Genomic DNA, 1,237 nt, shown 5'->3' with positions numbered 1-1,237 from the left:
ACAATAAAATGAGCGTGACAGCACCTACACAAACCTTACCTATCGGTAAAGAGCCACCGCACGTAAAAGCAGGCATGGCCCTAGACGAGTGGAAAGCCGCGACCAAGTTTGATAGCACAGACTGGGGATGGGTGATCATGAGTATCGGCATGGCAATCGGTGCCGGTATTGTCTTTTTACCAGTAAAAGTAGGCGTATTGGGCCTTTGGGTATTCTTGGCCTCTGCCGTGATCGGCTACCCAGCGATGTACTTGTTCCAACGCCTTTTCATCAACACTCTCTCAAGTTCACCAAAGTGCCAAGATTACGCTGGCGTCATTTCCGGTTACCTTGGTAACAAATGGGGGGCGTTATTAGGTGTGCTGTACTTCATCATGTTGGTGATTTGGGTCTTTGTTTACTCAACAGCCATCAACAATGACTCGGCATCTTTCCTACATAGTTTTGGCATCACGGAAGGTTTACTGTCTGAAAACCCGCTATATGGTCTGGCTTTAGTGTGCACGCTGGTCGCTATTGCATCTCGTGGTGAAAAGATTTTGTTTAAGGTCAGTACTGGTCTTGTACTGATTAAACTTTGTACCGTCGCATTACTTGGCGTCATGATGATCGAAAAATGGGATGTAGCGAATGTCGGTGCGATTCCAGAAACAGGCGCTGGTTTGAAAGATGCAATTGAGCTACTGCCGTTTACTCTAACGTCTATTCTCTTTATTCAAAGCTTGAGCCCAATGGTGATCTCATACCGCTCAAAAGAAAAATCAATTGAGGTTGCTCGCTTCAAAGCCATGCGCGCAATGAAAATTGCTTTCGGTATCTTGTTTGTGACGGTCTTCTTCTATGCGATTTCCTTTACGCTTGCGATGTCACATGAACAAGCGGTTAAAGCAGCAGAAGAGAACATCTCTGCTCTTGCGATGGTTGCGCAAGGTATGGACGGCACGACGCTAAAACTAATGAGTTTAATGCTGAATATTTTCTCAGTAATGACTGCGTTTTTTGGTGTGTACTTGGGTTTCCGCGATTCTTGCCAAGGTCTAGCGATGCTGGCTCTAAAAAAGGTCATGCCTGAAGAGAAGATCAATAAAGACTTGGTCACCAAAGGAATCATTCTCTTTGCGATTCTCATGGCGTGGGGTGCAATTGTATTGAATCTACCAGTTCTGAGCTTCACATCAGTATGTAGCCCTATCTTTGGTTTGATTGGCTGTTTGATTCCAGCTTACCTTGTCTATCA

Annotated in this window: 1 protein-coding gene; it reads left to right on the top strand. The window is 45.2% G+C overall.

All coding sequences use genetic code 11. The features are described from left to right. Positions 1-74: 74 nt before the first annotated feature. Positions 75-1,237: hypothetical protein (locus R7O12_RS25640; protein WP_318126873.1), on the top strand; the 1,163-nt coding region annotated here is incomplete at its 3' end.

Source organism: Vibrio sp. Vb1574, assembly GCF_033338675.1.
This window is presented reverse-complemented; position numbering and strand designations above follow the sequence as displayed.